Source organism: Burkholderia sp. Ac-20353 (genome assembly GCF_017104785.1).
Taxonomy (GTDB): domain Bacteria; phylum Pseudomonadota; class Gammaproteobacteria; order Burkholderiales; family Burkholderiaceae; genus Burkholderia.
The window spans coordinates 26,025-42,455 of record NZ_JAAGPL010000067.1 but is presented as its reverse complement, the minus strand read 5'-3'; the positions used below and the strand labels follow the sequence as shown (position 1 = coordinate 42,455).

Annotated in this window: 15 protein-coding genes and 1 tRNA gene; 11 read left to right on the top strand and 5 right to left on the bottom strand. The window is 61.8% G+C overall.

All coding sequences use genetic code 11. The annotated features are described in order from the left end of the window. Positions 1-122: 122 nt before the first annotated feature. Complete coding sequence (gene selB / locus G3N94_RS20240) at positions 123-2,048, top strand: selenocysteine-specific translation elongation factor (RefSeq protein ID WP_205794357.1); 1,926 nt, start codon at positions 123-125, stop codon at positions 2,046-2,048. Between the two features lie 19 nt (positions 2,049-2,067). Continuing rightward, positions 2,068-2,163, top strand: a tRNA-Sec gene (locus G3N94_RS20235). Positions 2,164-2,353: 190 nt separating this feature from the next. Here the strand turns inward: G3N94_RS20235 and G3N94_RS20230 are convergent. Further along, positions 2,354-3,427, bottom strand: a complete 1,074-nt coding sequence (locus tag G3N94_RS20230; RefSeq protein ID WP_205794356.1) for an AraC family transcriptional regulator — start codon at positions 3,425-3,427, stop codon at positions 2,354-2,356. A 473-nt stretch (positions 3,428-3,900) separates the two neighbouring features. On the opposite strand from G3N94_RS20230, the gene G3N94_RS20225 reads away from it, so the two are divergent. The 5 genes from G3N94_RS20225 (at position 3,901) to G3N94_RS20205 (ending at position 8,974) form a co-directional block, all read left to right on the top strand. Then, positions 3,901-4,815: a 3-keto-5-aminohexanoate cleavage protein gene (locus G3N94_RS20225; protein ID WP_205794355.1), complete on the top strand. Its 915-nt coding sequence runs from the start codon at positions 3,901-3,903 to the stop codon at positions 4,813-4,815. Between the two features lie 199 nt (positions 4,816-5,014). After that, positions 5,015-5,677, top strand: coding sequence for an NAD(P)-dependent oxidoreductase (locus G3N94_RS20220; RefSeq protein ID WP_205794354.1), 663 nt, complete (start codon positions 5,015-5,017; stop codon positions 5,675-5,677). A gap of 209 nt (positions 5,678-5,886) precedes the next feature. Further along, positions 5,887-6,906: a zinc-dependent alcohol dehydrogenase family protein gene (locus tag G3N94_RS20215; RefSeq protein ID WP_205794353.1), complete on the top strand. Its 1,020-nt coding sequence runs from the start codon at positions 5,887-5,889 to the stop codon at positions 6,904-6,906. 74 nt (positions 6,907-6,980) lie between these two features. Further along, positions 6,981-7,739 carry an enoyl-CoA hydratase/isomerase family protein gene (locus G3N94_RS20210; protein WP_205794352.1) on the top strand — a complete coding sequence of 253 codons (759 nt, stop codon included), beginning with the start codon at positions 6,981-6,983 and terminating at the stop codon, positions 7,737-7,739. 2 nt (positions 7,740-7,741) lie between these two features. Then, positions 7,742-8,974 carry a CaiB/BaiF CoA-transferase family protein gene (locus tag G3N94_RS20205; RefSeq protein WP_205794351.1) on the top strand — a complete coding sequence of 411 codons (1,233 nt, stop codon included), beginning with the start codon at positions 7,742-7,744 and terminating at the stop codon, positions 8,972-8,974. 216 nt (positions 8,975-9,190) lie between these two features. Here G3N94_RS20205 and G3N94_RS20200 read toward each other — a convergent pair whose 3' ends face one another. The 4 genes from G3N94_RS20200 to G3N94_RS20185 form a co-directional block, all read right to left on the bottom strand. Next, positions 9,191-9,892, bottom strand: a complete 702-nt coding sequence (locus G3N94_RS20200) for an SDR family NAD(P)-dependent oxidoreductase (RefSeq protein WP_205794350.1) — start codon at positions 9,890-9,892, stop codon at positions 9,191-9,193. Beyond that, entirely contained in the window at positions 9,889-10,497 is a 609-nt protein-coding gene (locus G3N94_RS20195; protein ID WP_205794349.1) for a DsbA family protein, read from the bottom strand. The genes G3N94_RS20200 and G3N94_RS20195 overlap by 4 nt, the downstream gene beginning before the upstream one ends. A gap of 118 nt (positions 10,498-10,615) precedes the next feature. Continuing rightward, positions 10,616-11,266 carry an NAD(P)H-binding protein gene (locus G3N94_RS20190; protein WP_205794348.1) on the bottom strand — a complete coding sequence of 217 codons (651 nt, stop codon included), beginning with the start codon at positions 11,264-11,266 and terminating at the stop codon, positions 10,616-10,618. An 84-nt stretch (positions 11,267-11,350) separates the two neighbouring features. Beyond that, on the bottom strand, positions 11,351-12,460 hold the full coding sequence (locus tag G3N94_RS20185) for an alkene reductase (protein ID WP_205794347.1): 1,110 nt from the start codon (positions 12,458-12,460) through the stop codon (positions 11,351-11,353). Between the two features lie 363 nt (positions 12,461-12,823). On the opposite strand from G3N94_RS20185, the gene G3N94_RS20180 reads away from it, so the two are divergent. The 4 genes from G3N94_RS20180 to G3N94_RS20165 all read left to right on the top strand — a co-directional run bounded on the left by G3N94_RS20180 (position 12,824) and on the right by G3N94_RS20165 (position 16,418). Next, positions 12,824-13,441 carry a TetR/AcrR family transcriptional regulator gene (locus G3N94_RS20180; RefSeq protein ID WP_205794346.1) on the top strand — a complete coding sequence of 206 codons (618 nt, stop codon included), beginning with the start codon at positions 12,824-12,826 and terminating at the stop codon, positions 13,439-13,441. 19 nt (positions 13,442-13,460) lie between these two features. Continuing rightward, positions 13,461-13,895, top strand: a complete 435-nt coding sequence (locus G3N94_RS20175) for a PaaI family thioesterase (RefSeq protein ID WP_205794345.1) — start codon at positions 13,461-13,463, stop codon at positions 13,893-13,895. Next, positions 13,874-14,452 carry a LysR substrate-binding domain-containing protein gene (locus tag G3N94_RS20170; RefSeq protein WP_205794362.1) on the top strand — a complete coding sequence of 193 codons (579 nt, stop codon included), beginning with the start codon at positions 13,874-13,876 and terminating at the stop codon, positions 14,450-14,452. The genes G3N94_RS20175 and G3N94_RS20170 overlap by 22 nt, the downstream gene beginning before the upstream one ends. A 247-nt stretch (positions 14,453-14,699) precedes the next feature. Next, on the top strand, positions 14,700-16,418 hold the full coding sequence (locus tag G3N94_RS20165; protein WP_205794344.1) for an AMP-binding protein: 1,719 nt from the start codon (positions 14,700-14,702) through the stop codon (positions 16,416-16,418). Positions 16,419-16,431: the final 13 nt, after the last annotated feature.

Here is a 16,431-nt window from a genome sequence, read left to right as displayed (position 1 = left end):
TTGCCGCGGCCCGTGCTCGGGCGCGTCTCCGACAGCGTGCACCGGCTCGATTTGCGCTGCCTCGAGGCCGCCGACGAAGCGGCGTTCGTCGCGCAATGCGCAAGCATCGCGGGGCCGGCTGCATGATCGTTGGCACCGCGGGACACATCGATCACGGCAAGACGACGCTGGTGCGCGCACTGACGGGCGTCGATACCGATCGTCTGAAGGAAGAGAAGGCGCGCGGCATCTCGATCGAGCTCGGCTATGCGTATGCGCCGCTCGACAACGGCGACGTGCTCGGCCTGATCGACGTGCCGGGGCACGAGAAGCTGATTCATACGATGGCGGCCGGTGCATGCGGAATCGACTTCGCGCTGCTCGTGATCGCAGCCGACGACGGCGTGATGCCGCAGACGCGCGAGCATCTCGCGATCCTGCAACTGCTCGGCGTCACGCATGGCGCAGTCGCGTTGACGAAATGCGATCGCGTCGACGCCGCGCGCCGTGCGCAGGTGCGTGACGAGATCGCCGCGTGGCTGCACGATTCGACGCTGGCCGGCGCGCCGATCTTCGATACTTGCGCGACCATCGCGGACGATGCAGGCGTCGCGGCGCTGAAGCGCCATTTGTTCGACGTCGCGATTGCATCGCGCGCGCGCCGGGACGACGGGCTGTTTCGGCTTGCGGTCGATCGCGTGTTCACGCTGGCGGGACAGGGGACGGTGGTGACCGGCACCGCGTTTGCGGGCCGGGTGACGACCGGAGACACGCTCGCGATCGTGCGCACCGGCGACGCGGCGCGCGTGCGCAGCATCCATGCGCAGAATCGCGCCGTCGACGTCGGTCACGCGGGCGAGCGCTGCGCGCTGAATCTCGCCGGCGTCGACAAGGCGGACATCGCGCGCGGCGATACGGTTGCCGATGCGCGGCTCGCCGCGACGTCGCCGCGGCTCGACGTCGAGCTGACGTTGCTCGCGGATGCCGGCGTGACGCTCACGCATTGGGCGCCGCTGCACGTCCATCTCGGCACGCTGCATCGGGTCGCGCATGTCGCGTTGCTCGACGGCGATGCGCTCGCGGCAGGGCAACGGATGCGCGTGCAGCTGGTGTTCGACGAACCGGTGTTCGCGCTGCCGGGCGACCGCTACATCGTGCGCAATCCGCAGGCGACACGTACGGTCGGCGGCGGGCGCGTGCTCGATCCATTCGGGCCCGCGCGCAAGCGCCGCACACCGGCGCGCCGCGCATGGCTCGATGCGCTCGCGGCGTGGCTCGACGAGCGGCGGCTCGATGCGCTGCTCGCCGAGGCGCCGCTCGGCATTCCGCGCGCGACGCTCACGCACCTGACCGGTTTCGCGCCGGATGCGCTGACGTTGCCGGACGATGCGCTGGCGATCGGCCAGCATGGTGCCGCGTCGAACGACGGCTGGGTGATCGCGCGCACGCACTGGCGGGCGCTGCAGGAAAAGGCGATCGAGACGCTGTGCGCGTATCACGAGCGGATGCCGGACGAGCAGGGGCTCGATGCCGCGAGGTTGCGGCGGATGGTCGCGCCGCTCGTCGGCGACGTGCTGTGGCGCGCGCTGGTCGACGCGCTGATCGAAGGCGGCGACATTGCGCGAAGCGGCCCATGGCTGCATCTGCCGTCGCATGTGGTGCGTCTCGATGCGCGCGAGGAAGCGCTCGCGCAAACGCTGCTGCCGCTCGTCAGGGCCGGGCGTTTCGATCCGCCGTGGGTGCGCGATCTTGCCGGCACGACCGGCGCGGCCGAAGCGGCCGTGCGCGCGCTGTTGCGCAAGCTCGCGCGGCGCGGCGACGTGCATCAGGTCGTGCGCGATCTGTTCTATCACGCGGACGTGATGCGGGAACTCGCGTTGCTCGTCGCTCAACTCGCGCACGCGCGGGCGGGCGGCGTCGATGCGGCGGCGTTCCGCGACGCGACGGGGCTCGGCCGCAAGCGCGCGATCCAGATTCTCGAGTTCTTCGATCGCGTTGGGTATACTCGCTTCCACCGCGATCTTCATCTCCTGCGCCGCGACAGCGGTTGGCTTGATAGCACGGCGTAGGCACGCGTTTTTTCTCAGGGGAAGGCATTCGCATCCGGTGGTGCGGCTGGACTTCAAATCCAGTAGGGGGCGTCAGACGCTCCTTGGTCGGTTCGACTCCGGCTGCTTTCCGCCATTCATGGTTTCCCGGGAATTCCGGCGGCGCTGGTGGCGACGACCGACCGTAGGACCTCGCACGTACCCCGCGTGCCGGAGGTCGTCGTGAAGTGAATTCTCATCCCGGGCCTCTTGACAGTTTCCCCCGGACATATGAGCAAAACCGCGCGCAAGGCCACGCATTATCACCTGCGGGTCCCGCCAATCGGCTACCGTGGTGCGACCGGCTGCGCGGGTCTCTGGTCGCTGGGCACGGTGCCTGTCCACTTCTTGAACGCCTTGCGGAAGTTGGACGCGTCAGAGAACCCCAGCCGCTCCGCAATCTGCTCCATCGTCAACGTCGTCTGAGCGAGATATTGTTTTGCCAGCCGAAGGCGGACCTCGTCCAGGATCGCCTGATACGAAGTACCTTCAGCCGCAAGCCTGCGGTGTAGTGTGCGCACTGACATGCCGAAGCGCTCGGCTAAAGCATCGATGTTCTCGAATCGGCCCGGCTGCCTGACCAAGAAGGCATGTATTGCGGGCACGAGTTCCGAGTTGCTCTCGACTCCGGCCAATAACTCCTCACAGAAGTCCTCGCAAACCAGCGCAGTCATCGGGTTCGCATTCGGCAATTCGCGCCCGCGTGCTTTCGCGTCATAGTGCCACTCCATGACGTCAGCGCCGAAATCCACCGGACAGCCGAACATTTGCGTATAGGCTCGCCAATGTGCGGGAGCGGGATAAGGGAGGAGCATCCGGACTGAAGGAAACGGTGCCTCGAGCACGCGGCTGAGCAGGGAGTTAATGGAGGCGCGCCAGAATTCCGCCACGAACGGAAGCAGGTCCCCGACGGACCATGGATCGTGGCTGCGCAGGATCCCGGTATCACCTTCGATGCTCGAACTGATTTGCAGCACGGGGCCTGCCTGATGGAGGTGCTTGAGACACAGGTCTAGCGCCGCACCTAGCGTAGGGCTGCTGGCAATGGCATAGCCGTAAATGCCAAAGTCGCTAACTCGCTGACGGGCGCCCGCGAGCAGACCGACGTCGGCACGCTTGGCCAAGCGGTACGCGTTGCGGTAGATGGCCAGCCTCTGATGGCGCGAAATCAGCGATCGAGGATCGCTGAGTTGACGCATGTGCACCCCCGTATCGGCCAGGACCTCCCGCGCCGAGACGCCTTCATCGGCCATCTCGGCAAAGAGCGCGTCCAGCCCGAAAAGCGTCATCGTCGCCGCATGAGCTCCGCCGTAATGCCCCACGAAGACGTCGCCACCCACGGCCTTCGAAGCCGATGCCATTCACTTCCTCGTAAAGATCAACCTATTTCATGATGGCAGAAAATGACCCCCTTAACTATTCGGGTTGCCCCCACAGGCAGGCATCACAACCGGCGGTAGATAGCTGAACGAGCCGTTGACTGCATCGAGACCGGTTCCTGCCCCGAAGCGCTGCTCGAACACGCGTCATGGCGGCACGGAAGACGAAGTGTTGACGCGTGTACACACACGGCCAAATTCCGTCACGTGTGAAGTCGACCGTGGCCCACGGTGGCGACAAATCACCCCGGCAATGACCGAAATCGACCTTCCTCGGCGGCGGGCGCATCGGCAGCATATTGGTAACGAGTCTTTGCTGGTGGCTCGCGCGTCACGCAATTCGGGCGCATGGCCAACGGAGGGCGTTACGTTTCCGTCGCGGTGCTTCGAATAGATTGCACGAGCGCGCGAATGATCTGCTAGGCGTTTGTGTGATCTTCAAACAGGAGAGCAGCATGTCGAACGAACACAAAGCCATCATTACTTGCGCAATCACCGGTTCTATCCACACGCCCGGGATGTCGGAGTTCTTGCCGGTGACAGCGGCAGAGATCGAGGAAGCCGCCGTCGGCGCGGCTCAGGCTGGCGCTGCCATCGTCCATCTGCACGCGCGGGGCCCCGAAGGGCGGCCAGACCAGTCCCCGGACGCTTTCGAGCCATTCCTCAAGGGCATCAAGCGGCGAAGTGACGTAGTGGTCAACATCACCACCGGTGGCGCGGCGACGATGTCGATCGAGGAACGGCTCCGTCCTGCGGAAACTTTCAAACCCGAGATTGCTTCGCTGAACATGGGGTCGATGAACTTCGGCCTGTTTCCGATGCTGAACCGATTCCCAAAGCTCAAATACGATTGGGAAGTGCCGTATCTCGAGGGCTCTCGCGATCGAGTTTTCCGTAACACGTTCGCCGACATCGAATATATCCTCAGAACGTGCCAAGAGAATGGAACGCGTTTCGAGATCGAGTGCTACGACATTGGCCACCTGTACACGCTCGCACACTTTGCCGAGCGCGGACTCATCAAGCCGCCGTTCTTTGTTCAGTCCGTCTTCGGCATTCTGGGCGGCATCGGCGCCCATCCGGAAGACGTCTTGCATATGCGTCGCACCGCCGACCGCCTGCTGGGGCGCGAGAACTACGTGTGGTCGGTGCTCGGAGCGGGGCGCAATCAGATACCAATCGCGACGCTGGCCGCGGCGAAGGGCTCACACGTGCGAGTCGGTCTCGAGGACTCACTGTGGTTACGCAAGGGTCAACTCGCGAAAACGAACGCCGAGCAAGTCACGCTGGTGCGGGAAGTGCTTGAGGGTATGGGGCTGGAGATCGCGACGCCGGCCGACGCACGCCGCATCCTCGCCCTGAAGGGTTGATTCACTCACATCTCGGCGCGGTTCTGTTGAATGCGTATGACGGCTTGCTTTTCTACAGCGACCGAACCGTCGGTTACGTTGATTGCGCAGCAATGTAAAACGCCCCCTATAAGCAATGGATCAACTCTCGGGCGACATAGGACTGCATAGTCGCCAGCAGTCCATCAAGAAGCGACACAACTCCACAGGACCAATCGCAATGAAAGTCGCTCTCGTGGCCGCGACTGGCCGCGTCGGCCGTACCCTCCTCAATGAACTGGTTAGCCGAGGGCACGAGGTGACGGCAGTCGCCCGCAACGTCGACAAACTGCCGAAGCCATTGCCTGCCGGCGTCACCGTTGTTCAGGACGACCTGACGAGGGTCGATCGTATCGCCGATATCGTCAGCGGCGCGGACGCCGTCGTCAGCGCATACGGGCCGCCTCGCAATGATGCCCGCTTCACTTTGGACACCGGTTACACCGATCAACTGGTTGACGTCACGGAGCGGCTTATAGCCGCGGTTCGGAAAGCTAATGCTCCTCGCTTGATCGTCGTAGGTAGCTCTGGGTCACTTGAATTCGCGCCCGGGATGAAGTTGATCGATTCCATCGTTTGGCCTGCACAGTTCGTTCCGATTGCGTTATCGCACATCAATGCATTTGCGGCGCTGCGTGTGTCGGACATCAACTGGACTTACTTCAGCCCTCCGCTGCAAATCGGTCCGGGCGCGCGCACCGGCAAGTTCCGTCTAGGCGGCGATAACGTGATCCGGGACGAGAACGGCAAGAGCTGGATCTCATTTGAGGACTATGCCGTCGCATTGGTAGATGAACTGGAGAAGCCCGAACACGAGCGGGCGCGCTTCACCATCGGCTATTAACCGGCACGTTGGCCGTGCGGCCCGGTGCCTTGCCACATTTGATGATCCGTGGGAAGTCCTTTGATGTCTTGCAAGGGCTTCCGGTGTAGGGGCGTCGCCGCTGTTGAGTCATGACGCGAAATCACCCTGACATTGGCAGGATTCGACCTTGGAGGGGAACCGCAGCCTCGCGATGATGACTACCGTAACTTGAGCGAAGGAGAACGCACATGAAGGCACTGATCATCGAACGCAACGGTGAGCCGTCGGAGGTCATCCACTGCAGGGAATTGCCCGAGCCGGTGCCCGGGCCTTCCGAAGTCCGCGTGAGGATGTTGCTGGCGCCCGTGCATCCCTCCGACTTGCACGTCATTCGCGGACGATTCGCCCGTCAGCGTCAGCCCGAGCTGCCCGCTTCGCCAGGGTCCGAAGGCGTTGGCATCATCGACGCCGTGGGCAACGACGTGCCGCGCTCGCGTATCGGCGAGCGGGTCGTGATGCTGAACGTGCCTGGAACCTGGCGGGAGCAGGTCATCAGCCCGGCTGAACGTGCGATACCGGTGCCGCCCGGTATCTCCGACGAGGACGCTGCACAAGCGCTGGTCAACCCGTTGACGGCATGGCTGATGACAACCGTCGAGCACGGCCTCGGCCGCGGCGACTGGCTGGTCCAGAGCGCGGCTGGTTCGGCGGTTGGCCGCCTTGTCCTGCAGATCGCGGAAATGCGGGGATTCCACACCATCAATCTCGTCCGCCGTGCCGAGCAAGTGGCCGAGATCCGGGATCTTGGCGGTGACATCGTGATATGCACTGCGGACGAGAGCTGGCCCGAGCAGTTGAAGAAAGCGACCGGCGGCGATGGCATCGTGAGCGCAATCGACTGCGTCGCCGGCCGCACTGGCGCCACACTTGCGCGTCAACTGGCCCCGGGTGGGCGCCTGCTCGTCTACGGGGCCTTGTCGTCGCATCGTCAGACTGATCCGGCGGCCTTCGAGATGCCGATTTTCGCTCCGGCACTCGTCTATTCCGCAGCCGAGATCCGCGGCTGGTTTCTCTACGTTTGGCTCGCACGCAAGAGCGTGAGTGAAAGCGGCCACGCACTCCGTGCGCTGCTTGACCAGATGGCCGCTGGGCGCCTGAAGCCGCCGGCCGCACGCCACTACACGATCGATCAAGCATTCGACGCCTTCGCGGCGACCGAACGTGCTGCACACGACGTGAAACCGCTGCTGGCGTTCGCGCCGGAGTGATCGCGTCACCGGTCTCGCTATCGAAGGATAGGGCCGTCGCAATGACTCTTACTCGTGTCTCTCGGAGAAACGCCATGTCAGCAGTCGAGTACCACAAAGATGGCAGCGTCGGCGTCGTGACGCTTGCCAAGCCACCGCATAACCTGATTGACGACGCCCTGCTGTCTGAGCTCATGGCCGCGTACGATCAGGCGCTGAAGCAAGGCTGCCGGTCGATTCTGCTACGCAGTTCGATGCGGCATTTTTGCGCTGGCGCCGACCTGAACGTCATCTACGCTGAGCGCGGCGACCAGGATCGTTTCGAGAAGCTTTGGGCCGCGCTCGAGGATGTGCCAGTGCCGACCGTTGCAGCAGTGCATGGGGCGGCAATCGGTGGTGGCTTCGAACTCGCGTTGCTCTGCGACATGATCGTCGCTGCCGATACCGCGTCATTCGGCCTGGCCGAAGCGACGCTCGGCCTGCTGCCGCTGCTTGGCGGAGTGCAACGTGTCGTGCAGCGTGCCGGCGCCGCACGCGGCAAGGAGATTGCGATGTTCGCGCGCCGCCACGATCCGCGCACGCTTGAGCGCTGGGGCGTGATCAACCTCGTCGTCGAGGAAAGCGAACTGGGCAATGCATCGTTGTCGTGGGCGCGCCAGCTGGCTGCTGGCGCCACCGTGGCGCTGGGTGGCATCAAACGCCTGGCCAACCTCGCCGCGCGTGGCGGCGTCCGCGCCGCGGACGCGCAGCAGGCGCGGACCAACGATGACATGTGGGCCAGCCAGGATCGCGTACGCGGGCTCGCGGCCTTTGCTGCAACCGGGCCGGGCACTGCCTCTTTCGAAGGAAACTGATCATGAGTGGCGCACCGCTCGCGGGTCTGAAGGTCATCGACTTCACTCGCGTCCTCGCCGGCCCCGGCTGTACCAAAGCCCTTCGGGATCTCGGCGCTGATATCACAAAGATCGAGCCGCCATCGGGCGACCTCGGTCGCGCTGGTGTGCCGCACGTCGGCACCATGTCGCTTTACTACGCGCAGCAAAATGCGGGCAAGCGCAACGTGAGCCTCGACCTCAACTGGCCGGAGGCTCGCAAGATCGTCCGCGAGCTATGCAGCGATGCCGATGTTATCGTCGAGAACTTCCGCCCCGGCACGCTGGCGCGTTTCGGATTTGCTTACGAGGACGTGATCAAATTCAACCCGTCAGTGGTCTACGTGTCGATCACTGGTTATGGGCAAACTGGCCCGTGGCGAAACCGTCCGGCGTTTGCACCTACGGTTCACGCCGAGTCAGGTCTGACGCATATCCTCGAGCAGCACTACGCGGGCGCAATGACGCAGCTGCACAATGATGCTTGCAGCCACGCCGACGTCTACACGGGGCTGCAGGGGGGCATCGCTGTTCTGGCTGCGCTCCATCACCGCTCGCACACTGGTGAAGGGCAGCACGTCGATGTCTCCATGGCAGCGACGATGCTCTCGGTCAACGAGCGTGCCGGCGCGCTCCTTTCGGGGTTGGACGTCGACGATGAGCCCTATGCGCTGAGCGCCAACGAGTCGCCGATCATTGAGCTTCCGGACGGGCGGCGAATTACCATCGCAGGGAGCCCGATCTTCTCGCCGATTTTTGTCAGGTACTGCACGGTGATGAGGCGATTCGATCTGTTGAAGGATCCTCGCTACGCGTCGGCCGCACTGCGGCGCGAGAATCTCGCCAGCTTGATGGACGAAGTGCGGTCCTGGGTGCTGACTTTCTCGGATCTCGATCAACTCCAGGCACAGGTGAGCGAGGCGGGCTTGGCGATTGGCGTTGTTCGCAGCATCGACGACATCGCGTCTTCGGAGTGGGCCAAAGAATGGGGCGCGATCGTAGAGGTCGACGACCGCGAAGGCGGCAAGTTGCGGATGCCGGGACCGCCTTGGCGTTTCAGCCGTTCGGATCTGCCTGCGCCGGGTTTGCCTTATTTCCAGGGAGAGTGCAATTCCGAGGTGCTGTCAGAGCGCGGCCTGTCCGCCGAGGAACTGGAGGAGTTGGGCAGCCGCCGCGTGCTGCTGACCCGTCGCAGCCCGACCGGCGCGTTCGATTGACGTCGGCGGTCTGCGCGCAATCGCGGCGCTTTTCCTGACCCGCGCACCTGCGCGCCGCGCAGTCGTTCAGGTGCCTTTTCACTGGGCTGCCGCCACGAAAAAGCTACGGGCGGCGGTAAATACCTCCGATGAAAGACATATTGATTTCCAGGAATATGGGCGTACTGACGATCTCGTTCAATAGGATCGAGAAAAAGAACGCTCTGACAAGAGGGTTCACCAAATCTCCCTAAACGGTCTGAGCTCGACGTTAAATGACCACGCACTCTTTGGCTGATGCGCGACATGCCACACCTCATTGGCAATGTCGGCTGGTTGAATGAAGAAATCGTCCGACGCGTCGGGACGGGCCGAACGGGTCCATTCCACGTCGATCACGGCGTCGATCAGTACGTATGCAACGTGGATCCCTTGTGGGCCGAGCTCCCTTGCGATTGACTCTGCAAGAATGCGCTGGGCCGCTTTCGTGGGCGCGAAGCCGGCGAAGTTGCTCTTGCCTCTGAGGGCGGAAGTATTGCCTGTTGCAACGATGGTACCTGAGCCGGCCTGGATCATGGCGGGTGCCACATGTCGCGCCAGGTGAAGAAACGCCATGACGTTGATCCTGAAATTCCTTTCGACGATCGCTGGATCGATCTGCATGAAATTTCCGAACGCTCCGCCGACGGCGTTGTGAACTACTACATCCGGCGCGCCAAATTCGGAAACGATTTCGTCGAGCGTGCTCTGGAAACGTGGCGTGTCGATTACGTCGACGGGGAAGCCCTTTGTGCCAGCCACCTCGGACTCGATCTTCCTCAGCCGCTCTTCGTTTCGAGCGATCATCGCAACGTCATAACCACCCTCGACGAAGCGCCGGACGATAGCACTCCCGGTTCCGGGGCCGACACCAGTAATCAATAGGCGTTTTTTGCTCATTTCGCTATCCTCTCCATAATGCGATCCAGGGTCTCTTTTACGAAGACCAATCGGTCGTTGCCGAAGAAGATTTCCTCGCCAACGAAGAAGGTCGGGGCGCCGAAAACACCGTTTGCAATGGCGCGTTCGTTGTTCGTGGCCAACTGCGACGCGATTTCGTGCGAGTCAGCGATGTCCCATATCTCCGCAGGGAGCCCGCGGCTCGTCACGAATGCCTTGCGTCCGCCTTCCGTTGCGAGATCGTCTGTTCCTGCCCATACAGCGTCGAACAGCGCATCGTTGACTTCCTGAAAGCGCCCGATGTGCTGCGCGGCAAGCCCGACGCGCGACAAGAGCGCGTTGCTTGGCACTTTCTGCTGGATCGCATTCAGCAGCGATGTGTTGGGGCGCAAGGGTACGTTATAGCGCTGGGCCCAACGCATTGCGTCGACGTGTGCGTACCGCATCTTCGGAGGGCACAAGGGAGAAGGCTGGTTATTGACTTCTCGCATGATCGCAACGATGTCGACGACCTGGTAGTCGACAGGGACGCCCAGTGTTCTCATCTGCGTATTGGCCAGATATGAGTAGATGCTTCGGTAGTCTAAGACGAACTGAACAATCATAAAACTCTCTCCATACACGCCGGTTCCGATAGGGAGGTCACGAACTAGTCAGAATGAGTATGTGCCCCACTTCGGGTCAAGGCATCGGGTGCCGAACTCGACACCCGATGCAGACGCTTTAGTAGCCGATCGTGAAGCGCGCGCGCTCGTGAGCCGGTTTCTCCAGTTCATCGACCAACGCAATTGCGTAGTCCTCGAAGGAGACCCAGCTTCTGCCTTGTTCGTCCTTGATGAGGTCGTCGCCGCCGAGGCGGAATTTGCCCGTGCGCACGCCCGGCTCGATCTGCATGGGCGGGCTGAAATACGTCCAGTTGATATCCGACGCCCGCAACGCTGCGAATGCCTTCACGTGAGAAGTCGCGATCGGGATCAGCTTTTCGGGCCAGTGACCCGATTCCAGCACCGTCACGCCCGGCGAAAACCACAGCGAGCCGCATCCGCCGGCCATGATGAGGCGGGGGGCACCAGCCTTGCGGACAGCGTTGATCGCCCGCTCGATCACCTCGGGCAGTTGATCCGTGTAACTCACGTCGCTGAAGAAACGTGCGTCCTCCTTCGGCGGCCCGAAGGCGCTGACGACTGCATCCGCCCCGGCGATGATCTCCGCGATTCGGTCCGCGCTGCTCAGATCGTCGCGCACGGTATGGATGCTGTTGGGAAGCTTGTCCGGAGTGCGCGCGACCGCGGTGACTTGATGACCGCGGCTGATCAATTCGCTGAGGACCGTGCGGCCAACCTGGCCGGTGGCGGCGAGAACGACGACTTTCATATTCAATGTCCCTTAAAGATTTGCACTTCGGTTGGTTGAATGGCCGGGAGGCTCACGACGCCAATGACCCCGTGAGCCTCGACGTCACTCCGTATGGCCCGCCGTCTCCAGCGCGGGGTAATCGGTATAGCCAACTGCGCCGCCGCCATAGAAAGTCGCGCGGTCGTGGTGGTTGAGCGGCGCATCCAGCTTGAGCCGGGCCGGCAGGTCGGGGTTGGCGATGAACTGCCGGCCGAATGCCACGGCGTCGGCCTGCCCCGATCGGATGGCCTCGTCTGCCGACTCTGCCGTGAACCCGCCGGCGAGGATCAGGGTTCCCGGCCAGAACGGGCGAAGCTGGCTGACTTCCTGCGGGGTTTCGATTTCCATGCCGGAGCTCGTGCGCGCCTCGATCAGGCTGACGTAGGCGATGCCGAGTTCGCTCAGGCGCGTCAGCACATGGCCGTAAAGGCCGATCGGGTCCGAATCACCGACATCGTTATAGGTGCCGAACGGCGACAGACGGACGCCGACACGGTCGGCACCCCAGATTTCGATCAGCGCTTGCGTCACCTCGAGGAGCAGGCGGGCGCGATTCTCGATCGAACCGCCGTAAATGTCGGTGCGCTTGTTCGAGCAGTCGTCGAGGAACTGTTGCAGCAGATAGCCATTCGCGCCGTGAATTTCGACGCCATCGAATCCGGCGGCCATGGCGTTACGTGCGCCTTCACGATAGACGTCGATGATCCCGGGAATCTCGTCCAGTTCCAGTGCTCGCGGCGTCTCGTAAGGCACCGGCTTCCACTCCGGCGTCAGTGCGGTCTGGCCGGTGATCGCGATCGCCGACGGCGCGACGGGAAGTTCACCATTCGGCTGGAAGCTCGAATGCGACGATCGGCCGGTATGCCACAGCTGCAGGAAGATGATTCCTCCCTTCGCGTGTACGGCTTCGGTCACTTTCCGCCATCCGTCCACCTGCTCCTGGGAATGGATGCCAGGGGTCGCCGGATAACCCTGCCCAGAGGCGGTGACTTGTGTGGCTTCGGCAATGATCAGGCCGCCTTCGGTGGCACGTTGACCGTAGTACTCAGGGGCGAGGTGATTCGGAACGGTCCCGACGCCGGCGCGCATGCGCGTCAGCGGAGGCATGACGACACGATGGGCGAGCTTATAGCGACCGACATCGAGCGGTGTGAAGAGCGATGACGAGGACATCAGAAGATCCTTTGCACGTGGGTGCGGCAACAGGTGGCGAGAACCCGGTTCGAGAATTTCGGGGCCGGAGCAGTCATGACGCATCCAGACTCATTTGGTAAATATAGTGTGACCGGTCGTCTTGAATTAGTCAACAGCGGGGCGACTCGAAGCAACGGCGAATTCGGCTCGGTGCTGTCAGCGTCGCCGTGCATACGCTCGATTCCCTACCTAGAAACAGTTTCATGAGGGCGTTTCGCCGGATTGGCAAGCGTACGGACGTAAGGTGCCGGCGGCAGATGCGAGTCAATTCACTTGACAGCCGACTCGATGTCGCTAGAATTGGAGACGACCGGTCATTTATATTTGTTGGAATCTACATCGATGGAATCGAAGACGACGGCGGCTCGCCGCGGCCCCAGGCCCAATCCTCATACGCGCAGCGACCTGCTTCGAGCAGGGCTTCGCCTGCTGCACGACTCCGGCTATGCCGCGACGGGCGTGAAGGAAATCGTCGACGCGGCCGAAGTGCCCAAGGGGTCTTTCTATAACCACTTCGAGAGCAAGGAAGACTTCGGGAAAGAAGTGGTCGACGCCTATTTCGAGCGGGGCCTCGGCGAACTACGCGCGCTCCTGACCAACGAGAGCATCCCGCCCCTGGTGCGGTTGCATACGTATTTCGACGAACGGATTCGCGGCTATCGGGCGGGCGGTTATCTCCGAGGTTGCCTGATGGGAAACCTCAGTCTCGAAGTCGCGGATCACAGCACGGTGATTCGTGAGCGGCTCGCGACGCACTTCAAGACGTGGGCCGCGCTCTTCGAGGATTGCATTGCCGAAGCTCAGGCGACGGGGGCCATTGGCACCCGACTGCCCGCACCGTTGCTCGCCCAATTCATTTTGAACAGCTGGGAAGGCGCGCTGTTGCGGATGCGCGCGGAGAAGAGCGACGCGCCGTTGTACGAGTTCACGGAAGTCGTCTTCCGGTCGGTACTCGCTTGAGAAAGCGCAAGAGGTAGAAATGAACCCAATTGAAATGAGCGGTCTTGAACTGCTGCGCGCAGTCGTGACCGGCGACCTGCCGCGCTCGCCGATGGCAGAGACCGTGCCCATGACGTTTCTGCAAGTCGACCCCGGGTACGTGAAGCTCTCGGCCCGCGCAGGAAAACAGCATCTCAACCCTCTGGGCGGCGTTCACGGCGGCTTCGCTGCAACCGTACTCGACTCCGCGACGGGCTGTGCTGTCCATTCGCAGCTGGAGGCCGGTGTCGGATACGGCACGATCGACCTTCAAGTGAAGATGTTGCGTCCCGTGCCGCTTGATCAGGATGTGGTGGCCGAGGCTCGCTCGGTCCACACCTCGCGAAACATCGCGACCTCGGAGGGCACGTTGAAGTCGTCCGATGGAAAGCTGCTCGCGACTGCTACGGCAACCTGCTTTTTGAAGAGAGGTTAAGAACTGTAGGTCAGTCAGCGTCGTGCCCGTGTCGACAGATAACCGTCAATGTCATTTCGACGAACACCATCAACGAGCGCAGTTGTAGCGAAAGCGACTTCGGCATTCTTTATGGCGACTGCGACTGGCCGACACTTGAGGGCGCACCGCTGTTCCCCGAAGTCGTGTATCCGATCTGTCGCCCCGACCTGGACGTTGCGTCTCCTGTCACACCCGAAGACCTGATCACGTTGCCGCTGATACAGCTTGACTCCAGTCAGTGGAATTGCCTCGACTGGCAGGATTGGTTCGATCACTTCAACGTGCGGTATCAGATTCCCCGAAACGCGATTACGTTCAATCAGGTCACACTGTCTTTCAATGCAGCACTGGAAGGACTTGGCGTGACGCTCGGATGGGATTTCATGGCGCGGCAAGCGATCGAATCGGGTGCGCTGAGGAAGTTGGGTGATTTCTTCTACGAGACCGGCCGATTCGATTATCTCGTCCATGCCAAGTACCGACCTTTTTCTGCGCCCGCAAGCACTTTCAGAGACTGGTTGATGTCGACCATCTGATTCGAGCCGCAACCGACGCCCTTGCGACCTTGAAATGAACACGTATGCGGGGGCGTGCGTGTGCGTCCATTCCTGACGCCATCCGACGCCACGCATGGTCAACGCGTATTCATCCAGCGACAAATCCGCCAGGCCATGATCCGCATTGTATGAATTGCGTTCATCCTGTTGGCGTAAAAAACTTCAGTTCATTCATTGGCTCGTCCGCCTTAGCATGCACATGTCACTAGACGTGAGGCGGGGAGACATGGAATACCAATACACACAGCGGCGCTCGGAAGAAGACGAATCGCTCCGTCGAGAAAGCTGGTTTGACAGCTATCCGCGGCAGGTGCCCCGGGCAATCGAATTGGACGGCCAGTCGTCGATCTGCAGCTACTTTGACGACGCGGCGCGCCGATTTGCCACGCGTCCTGCAATTCAATGCTTGGGAAAGACGTTCACCTATCGCGAGCTGAATGTCTACACGCGCGCATTTGCGGCATGGCTGCAGCACCTGGGACTGGATAAGGGCGCACGGGTGGCGATCATGCTGCCAAGCAGCATCCAGAACGTGGTCAGCATGTTCGGCGTTTTGCGCGCCGGTTACGTGGTGGTGAACGTCAATCCGCTGTACACGGCTCGCGAACTCGCGCACCAACTTAACGACAGCGGTGCGGAAGCCATCATCGTCCTTGAGCAGTTCGCCAGCACCTTGCAGCAGGTGCGTGACGAAGTTCAGGTCAAACACGTTATCGTCGCCTCGATGGGTGACCTGTATGGCGTGTTGAAGGGAGGCGCGATCAACTTCGCGATGCGACGCGTGCGCAAGACTGTGCCGCGTTGGTCCTTACCTGGTCATCACGCGTTCGGCAAGGCCGTTGCAAGAGGCCGGTCGCTGCCGTTACGCGAGGTCGTACTGCATCAGAGCGATCTGGCCATGTTGCAGTACACAGGCGGCACCACAGGTGTGGCGAAGGGCGCAATGCTGCTCCATCGAAACCTGCTTGCTGCGGCGACCATCGCAGGTACGTGGCTGAACGTCGCGTTGCAGGACGAACCGGCCGTCGCTCACCCCGCGATGCTGCTTCCGCTGCCGCTGTATCACATATTCACGATCTACGTGCTGATGGTGGGGTTCGGCGTCGGGGCGTGCAGCACGTTGATTCCCAATCCGCGCGATATAGCAGGTCTCGTCAAGACGATGAAGGCGCAGCGCTTTCACCTCATGTGCGGGTTGAATACGCTCTACAACGCCTTGCTCAATCATCCCGCCAGCCGACAGGTGGATTACTCGCATTGTCGGGTTTTCGTGGCAGGCGGCACGGCCACTCAGCAGGCAGTAGCAGAACGCTGGCATCAATTGACTGGCCGCTGGATTCTCGAAGGCTGGGGCATGACGGAAACCACCGGTGCGGGAACTTGCAACCCGACACATCGCAACGAATTCAACGGCAGCATCGGTTTGCCTTTGCCATCCGTGACTGTTTCGATCCGCGACGACGCAGGCAATGCGTTGCCTCCTGGTGACGTCGGTGAAATCTATATCTCGGGTCCCCAGGTCATGGCCGGGTATTGGCAGCGCCCCGATGAAACGGAACTGGTGCTCGGCCGCGATGGCTTTCTCAGAACCGGAGACGTAGGCGTGATAGACGCGCGTGGTTACGTGCGTATTGTGGATCGTAAGAAGGACATGATCCTGGTTTCCGGTTTCAACGTTTACCCGGCGGAAATTGAAGAAGTCGCCGTTTCCTTGTCGGGCGTACTGGAGGCTGCAGCAGTAGGCATGCCGAGTGAGAGTTCCGGCGAAATGGTGAAGCTGTTTATCGTCAGGAAGGATCCGCAACTGTCGGATGAGCAGGTCCGCGCGCATTGCGCCCGGAACCTTACCAACTACAAACGCCCACAGCAGATCGCATTCGTCGATTCGTTGCCGAAGTCGCCTGTCGGCAAGGTTCTCCGCAGGGAACTGCGCGACTATCAATAATCAAGGGTATTGA